General features: G+C 59.4%; 6 protein-coding genes. 3 read left to right on the forward strand and 3 right to left on the reverse strand.

The window, feature by feature from the left end:
* The 3 genes from WCA53_RS26510 to WCA53_RS26520 all read right to left on the reverse strand — a co-directional run.
* Positions 1–699: PepSY-associated TM helix domain-containing protein (locus tag WCA53_RS26510; protein WP_423917574.1), on the reverse strand; the 699-nt coding region annotated here is incomplete at its 3' end.
* A 197-nt stretch (positions 700–896) separates the two neighbouring features.
* Complete coding sequence (locus tag WCA53_RS26515; RefSeq protein WP_423917577.1) at positions 897–1,928, reverse strand: serine/threonine protein kinase; 1,032 nt, start codon at positions 1,926–1,928, stop codon at positions 897–899.
* A 64-nt stretch (positions 1,929–1,992) separates the two neighbouring features.
* A complete protein-coding gene (locus WCA53_RS26520) occupies positions 1,993–2,205 on the reverse strand; it encodes a hypothetical protein (RefSeq protein WP_423917581.1) in 213 nt (70 codons plus the stop codon).
* Between the two features lie 332 nt (positions 2,206–2,537).
* Here WCA53_RS26520 and WCA53_RS26525 point away from each other — a divergent pair, with 332 nt between their 5' ends.
* The 3 genes from WCA53_RS26525 to WCA53_RS26535 all read left to right on the forward strand — a co-directional run bounded on the left by WCA53_RS26525 (position 2,538) and on the right by WCA53_RS26535 (position 6,247).
* Complete coding sequence (locus tag WCA53_RS26525) at positions 2,538–3,806, forward strand: MFS transporter (protein ID WP_423917586.1); 1,269 nt, start codon at positions 2,538–2,540, stop codon at positions 3,804–3,806.
* A gap of 240 nt (positions 3,807–4,046) precedes the next feature.
* Positions 4,047–4,232 (forward strand): hypothetical protein, encoded by a 186-nt coding sequence (locus tag WCA53_RS26530; protein WP_423917592.1) that lies wholly within the window; start codon positions 4,047–4,049, stop codon positions 4,230–4,232.
* Between the two features lie 896 nt (positions 4,233–5,128).
* Positions 5,129–6,247: an SAM-dependent methyltransferase gene (locus tag WCA53_RS26535; protein WP_423917589.1), complete on the forward strand. Its 1,119-nt coding sequence runs from the start codon at positions 5,129–5,131 to the stop codon at positions 6,245–6,247.
* Positions 6,248–6,319: the final 72 nt, after the last annotated feature.

The raw sequence follows: 6,319 nt of genomic DNA on the forward strand, positions 1-6,319 counted from the left end.
GATGCACACCCCCACGATCGCCGCGCCCACTGTCTTGCGCTTGTTCAACTCGGTCCAGAGCAGCACGCCCGTCAATGACAGCAAGATGATGCTGCCCGCGAGGGTATCGATGAGCAGCACCCACGGCACGCTCAGGCCCACGCCTTTGTGCAGGTTGGTCATGGTGGCGAGGAAACTGTTTTCGCTGCGCTTCACCGACACAAAGCCGTTGCCAACCCAATATTCCGCCGACACCCCGCCTCCCGGCGATGCCATCGCCACCGTCCACAACTCCGGCTGCATGGTTTTCTGGTCGCCCCAGCCCACAGGATGCGCCGCTTCACGTTTCGCGCGCCCGCCGCGGCCTTCGATCTTTAGCGACTTCTTGAGCCAGTTAGTGAGATCCATCGGCGATTTGAAACCCTCCGCCGGCACAGGCATTTGTATTTGGGACACCTGCGGCTCGCCGGTGGAAATGCGCAGCGGACCGCCACGGTGGTTCAGCAGGAAGCCTGTCGATCCAAACAGCAAGCCCAGCACCGCGCCCCACAGGCCTACCCAGCCATGCACCTTGCGCAGCGATTTGATAAACGTCGAGCGACGTGAGCGCTGCGTGCGGACGGCTTGTTCGGCATTGTCGAGAAGGCGTGCGCCATTCGGCGCGTATGGCCTTGTCGTGGCTGTGCTGCTATTCGGTTCGAGGGTTTCGGGCGCGTTCAAGCGTCTCTCCATTGAGGCATCAAAACGGAAATGGAAAACAAAGCGTGTCGCCGACAGACCTTAAAAGGTATCGATAAACGCATATGTTGAATGAGAATGGTTATCATTATACGACGGATTGATTTCCGCAATCGTCGCGTTAGATCGGCGCTACGTCGGGTGAAGACGAGCGCCTTAGAACTAAATCAAGCAACAAATCAAACCGGCCAGAGCGGCCCTTCTTCCATCGCGCCGACCTGCTCGCGCAATTCCAGGATGCGGTCTTCCCAATATCGCTGCGTGTTGAACCACGGAAACGCGGCGGGAAATGCGGGATCGTCCCATCGACGGGCAAGCCAAGCCGCATAGTGAATCAGCCGAAGCGTGCGCAACGCTTCGACGAGATGCAGTTCGCGCGGCTCGAAGTCGCAGAAATCCTCGTAGCCCGCGAGCAAATCGCCCAGCGCACGAGACGCTTCCGCGCGCTCGCCCGGAAGCAGCAGCCACAAATCCTGGATGGCCGGCGCCATGCGGCTATCGTCGAAATCGACAAAATGCGGACCCGCGTCGGTCCAGAGCACATTACTCGGATGGCAATCGCCGTGAAGCCGGATGCTGCGGATATCGCCGGCGCGTTCATAGCATCGTTCAACGCCTTCCAGCGCCATCTTCACTACGGCTTCATAGGCTTCGCGGACATCGTCGGGCACGAATCCATGGGTCAGCAGGAATTCGCGCGGCTCATAGCCGAACGTCTGGATGTCCAGCGATGGCCGTTCGACATAGGGCGCAATCTGCCCGACTGCGTGAATCCGCCCGATAAACCGCCCGAGCCACTCAAGCGTATCCGGCCGGTCGATATCGGGCGCGCGGCCGCCGCGTCGCTCGAAAATCGAGAAACGATAACCCTCGAACGTATGCAGCGTCGTGCCGTTCAACACGCGCGCGCCCACCGCCGGAATCTCGCGCTCGACCAGCGTCGAGACGAAAGCGTGTTCCTCCAGGATCGCGTTGTCGGTCCAGCGCCGTGGCCGGTAGAACTTCGCGATCAGCGGCGGCCCTTCTTCCATGCCCAGCTGATACACGCGATTTTCATAACTGTTGAGCGCGAGCATGCCGCCGTCGGTGCGTTCACCGACCGGCATCAGGACGCTGTCGAGGGCATCGAGGACGCGCTCTGGCGTTAAATCTGCGAAAGGGGGCGCGGAGTCGAGGGGCGCAGGCGACGTATCGAAATGATTGGAGTTCATTCCGGTATTGTGACCCGCATCGCCGGGAGAAGCATTAGCGATGCGGTTTCTTGTTGGCGAACGCTCAATGAATCAGCGCGTTCGTGGGTCGAACCTGCTCGCCGGTATCGATGAGATCCGCGAGGAAGAACGGCTCCGTATTGAGCAATTCGGACGTGCCGGGTTCGTCTGCGTACCAGGCCACCATGGCCATGTCGCCGAGAATCCTCATGACGATCCCGCGTGCGCCCTGTGGAACGGCGATATGGACGGAGCGAACAATTGAACCGATTTGCATGATGACTCCCCGATGTGTGCCGACCGAAAGTGAAAAGTGCGGTCGGGTCTGGATGAAGCGCCGGTGCTCAACTCCCTGCGCGAAAAACTGCGATGCCGCGTCAATTCTGCGAAAACCCACTAAACGCGGCGTATTACTACGATGATTTCGGCTCAATCGATGTTCTACTTTAGCCCAGGAATAACCAATGGGGCGAAATCTTGCGCCGCGTTGAAAACGTGCAAGGAAAATCGAATATTCAATGGTGGTTAATTGAAAGCATTGGTCGCGGCCTCAGGCAAAACCCTGATGTTCGCGGTATCGTAACGGCATTCGCCACCGGAGAGTTTCTTGTGACTTCATCGCCGGCGCCGCACCGGTCAGCTTCATCCTCTGCTTCGTCTTCCCCGCCGTCCCTCGATCCCGCGCCGTATCTCGAACGCGGATCGCGCGCTTACTGGCATGCTGCGATCGCCTTGCTGTTCGCGGGCTACGCCACCTTTTCGTTGTTGTACTGCGTGCAGCCGTTGCTGCCGGAGTTCACCCGTACCTTTGGGGTGAGTCCGGCGCAGAGCGCGCTGTCGGTATCGGTGACGACGGCTTCGCTTGCTCTCGCGATCTTCGTGGCAGGTTTCGTTTCGGAAGGCTGGAGCCGGCATCGGTTGATGACCCTGTCGCTCACCGCTTCGTCGCTGCTGACGATCGTTGCAGCGTTCTTGCCGAGCTGGCATGGTCTCTTGATCGTGCGCGCGCTGGAAGGGCTGGCGCTCGGCGGCGTGCCCGCTGTCGCGATGGCTTACCTTGCCGAAGAAGTTCACCCGGAAGGGCTGGGTCTTGCGATGGGTTTGTACGTCGGAGGAACGGCGATTGGCGGAATGGCCGGTCGCGTTATCAGCGGAATTCTCGCGGACCTGTTTTCGTGGCGCGTGGCGATTGGTGGTATCGGCGTGCTGGGGCTGCTGGCGACGCTGGCATTTCGCGCGCTGCTGCCGCCTTCGCGGCGCTTCGTGCCGCGCGCCGGTATGGCTTTTAGTCATCGTCGGACGGCGCTTACCGGGCATCTGAAAAATCGCGGGCTGCCGTTCCTGTTCCTGATGGGTTTCGTATTGATGGGCAGTTTCGTCACGCTTTACAACTATGTGGGGTATCGGTTGATTGCGGCGCCATTCAATTTGAACCAGACGGAAATCGGCGCGATTTTTGTGGTTTATCTGACGGGTGTAGTGGCATCGCCGTGGTCGGGGAAAATGGCCGATATGTTCGGGCGTGGTCGCGTGCTGATCGCGGCGCTAGTGTTGATGATCGGCGGCGTGGCGCTGACGTTGTCGGCGTCGTTGCCGGTGGTCATTGGCGGAATCGCGTGCGTGACGTTCGGGTTTTTTGCCGGGCATGCAGTCGCGAGCGGCTGGGTCGGTTTGCTGGCGAAGGGTGCGAAAGGACAGGCGGCGGCGCTTTATCTGCTCGCGTATTACCTGGGATCGAGCGTGCTGGGTTCGTGGGGTGGTCATTTCTGGACACTCGACGGTTGGCGCGGCGTGACCGGCCTCGTATTCGTCTTGTTACTGATCGGTCTGGTTAGCGCCGATATTTTGCGGCGACGCGAGCGGCGAGTGGTCGCTTAGATGCACAGGTGAACGCAACGAAAGGGGGTTGTCGGGATGGACAGTCTTCGGGTAAGTGCTTAGTCGTTTAAAACATCTGGCTGTGAAGCCCTAGTAATAAAGGGGCGGGGTGGACATTATGGAAGCTTGGGTAGAAGGAGCCGCTGTTAAAGCAAAACGGCGCGGCCTATACTCAGAACGCAGTGCGGCATTCAAGCGGCCACGTGAATGTCAGAGCATCCATGATGGGAGACGAGCATGATGAACACTTATTTCACGATCGGAGATTTCATCCTGATTATTCCGATGGCGCTTGCTGGAATCCTGTTCCTCGGTGCCGTTCCGTGTGCCACGCAATTGAGGAGAAATGCACTGCGAGTGTTTGGCGCGTTGCTGGGAGTGATGGTCGCGGTTTTATTAGTCGAGGGGTTACCGGCACTGGTCTAGTGCTCCTGGCCCGGAGGGGGGTGCTCGCGCCTGGGGTGGTTCGTTCTGCCTGCGGTGTGGGGATAGGGTGGAAGGGGTGCTGCTCGCGGCGAGTGTGAGGCGAGGGTGGAGTCCTTCTGCTCGCCGCAGCAGTCGGCTTAAATTGTATTTTCTTGCTTATTACTGTTAGCCCCTGTCCGGGGCGGGACTTCATTTCTTTTCAAACGCGAAAAGAAACGAAGCAAAGAAACGCGTTTCAAACCGCGAATACCTCAGTGTCGTCGTTGCACACTTCAGGTTTTTGGCCCGAACGTAGCAACGTCGCCAAACATTTAACCCGCAGTCGAACACCTCCCCCAAGGTCAAACGGCGCGCACACGCTTCGCCGGCAGGGCCGCAAGAAAACATCGTTGGCATGCGCCGCATGAACCGAATAACTGCGTACTCAACACAGATGAACCAACAAAAGAACCAACAAAACATACAGATCAACAGGTGAGTGGTGAGTCGGTCAGTGAAATAGCGGGCGTCGAAATTGCGTCAATTGGGCGGTGGGGGCGAGGCGTGTGTGCGGCGCTGGTGCTTGAGGAGGGTGTTCGACTGCGAGTTGAGGTTTCGGGGGCCGTGCTACGTTCGAACCAAAAACCTAAAATGGGCAACGACGACACTTAGGTATTGGCGGTTTGAACGCGTTTCTTTGCTTCGTTTCTTTTCGCGTTTGAAAAGAAATGAAGTCCTGCCCCGGATAGGGGCTAACAGAAATAAGCAAGAAAATCCGACATATGCAGAACGACCACGCGAGCAGGAGGACTCCACCCTTGCCCGACACTCGCCGCGAGCAGCACGAGCACCAGCACCAGCCCCACCGCCCCAAACCCGTCCCCCAAGCGCCAGCGCCCTTCAGCGATTCCGCGGTTATGCCACAACAGCCACAAAAAGAACAATCGCCAGCAAATGGCTGGCTGATCGACTGGTGCGAGCGCGGTCGCGTGCCAGATGCGCTCGTCCGCTCGGGCATGCGCCGGCTGATCAAGCGACGCTTGCGCGACGAACGCATCGACGACGGCGAAGCGCGTTCAAAACGCTTCAATCGCTTCGTCGATGAACTGCGCGCAAGTCCCATCGCGATCGAAACACAGTCGGCGAACACGCAACACTACGAACTGCCCGCGGCGTTTTTTACAGGTCATCTGGGCGCGCGCCTGAAGTATTCGTGCTGCCTGTATCGCACGGGCAAGGAGACGCTCGACGAAGCCGAGCGCGCGATGCTGGAGGAATATGCGGTGCGCGCGCAACTCACCGATGGCCAGCGCGTGCTCGACCTGGGCTGCGGCTGGGGCTCGCTTTCGCTCTGGCTCGCAGAGGCTTATCCAGCGTCGGAAATCGTGGCGTTATCGAATGCGCTCAGTCAGCGGAAGTTTATCGAGGGGCAGGCGGCGGCGCGCGGCATCCGGAATCTGACCGTGGTGACGGGCGATATCGTGGATTTCCAGTTCGATCCGGCCATTCTCGGCGAAGGCTTCGATCGTGTGCTGTCCATCGAAATGTTCGAGCACATGAAGAACTATCGGCTGTTGCTGAACAAGGTCGCCGCCTGGATGCGCGAGGACGCGAAGCTGTTCGTACATGTATTCGCGCATCGGATGCTGGCGTATCACTTCGACGCGAAAGACGGCACCGACTGGATGTCGAAATACTTCTTCACGGGTGGCACCATGCCGTCCGAAGCACTGCTGTTGTACTTTCAGGACGAGCTGACCATCGACCGGCAATGGTGGGTGAGCGGCACGCACTACCAGAAGACAGCCAACCAGTGGCTCGATAACCTCGATGCCGCGCGAAACCAACTGATGCCCTTGCTAGACCAAACCTACGGTCCCGCCGATGCCGCCATCTGGTTCCAGCGCTGGCGCATGTTCTATATGGCGGCGGCCGAACTGTTCGGCTACGCGGGCGGCAACGAATGGGGCGTCGCGCACTACCGCTTTTCCAAGCGGCGGGTGGCGTCGGTGGCCCCGGCGGCCCCGGTAGCTTAATTCGCGGCCATCAGTGCCGGGCGGCGCGAGAACCATGGGCGCGCGCCTTCGAGTTGCGCGGCGAGTTGGAAC

Source organism: Caballeronia sp., from assembly GCF_049581465.1.
Classification (GTDB): Bacteria; Pseudomonadota; Gammaproteobacteria; order Burkholderiales; family Burkholderiaceae; genus Caballeronia.

What these genes read in the sequence shown, in the direction of transcription:
- WCA53_RS26515 (WP_423917577.1), bottom strand. Translation starts at nt 1,928, where the DNA reads ATGAACTCCAATCATTTCGATACGTCGCCTGCGCCCCTCGACTCCGCG.
- WCA53_RS26520 (WP_423917581.1), bottom strand. Translation starts at nt 2,205, where the DNA reads ATGCAAATCGGTTCAATTGTTCGCTCCGTCCATATCGCCGTTCCACAG.
- WCA53_RS26530 (WP_423917592.1), top strand. Translation starts at nt 4,047, where the DNA reads ATGAACACTTATTTCACGATCGGAGATTTCATCCTGATTATTCCGATG.
- WCA53_RS26535 (WP_423917589.1), top strand. Translation starts at nt 5,129, where the DNA reads ATGCCACAACAGCCACAAAAAGAACAATCGCCAGCAAATGGCTGGCTG.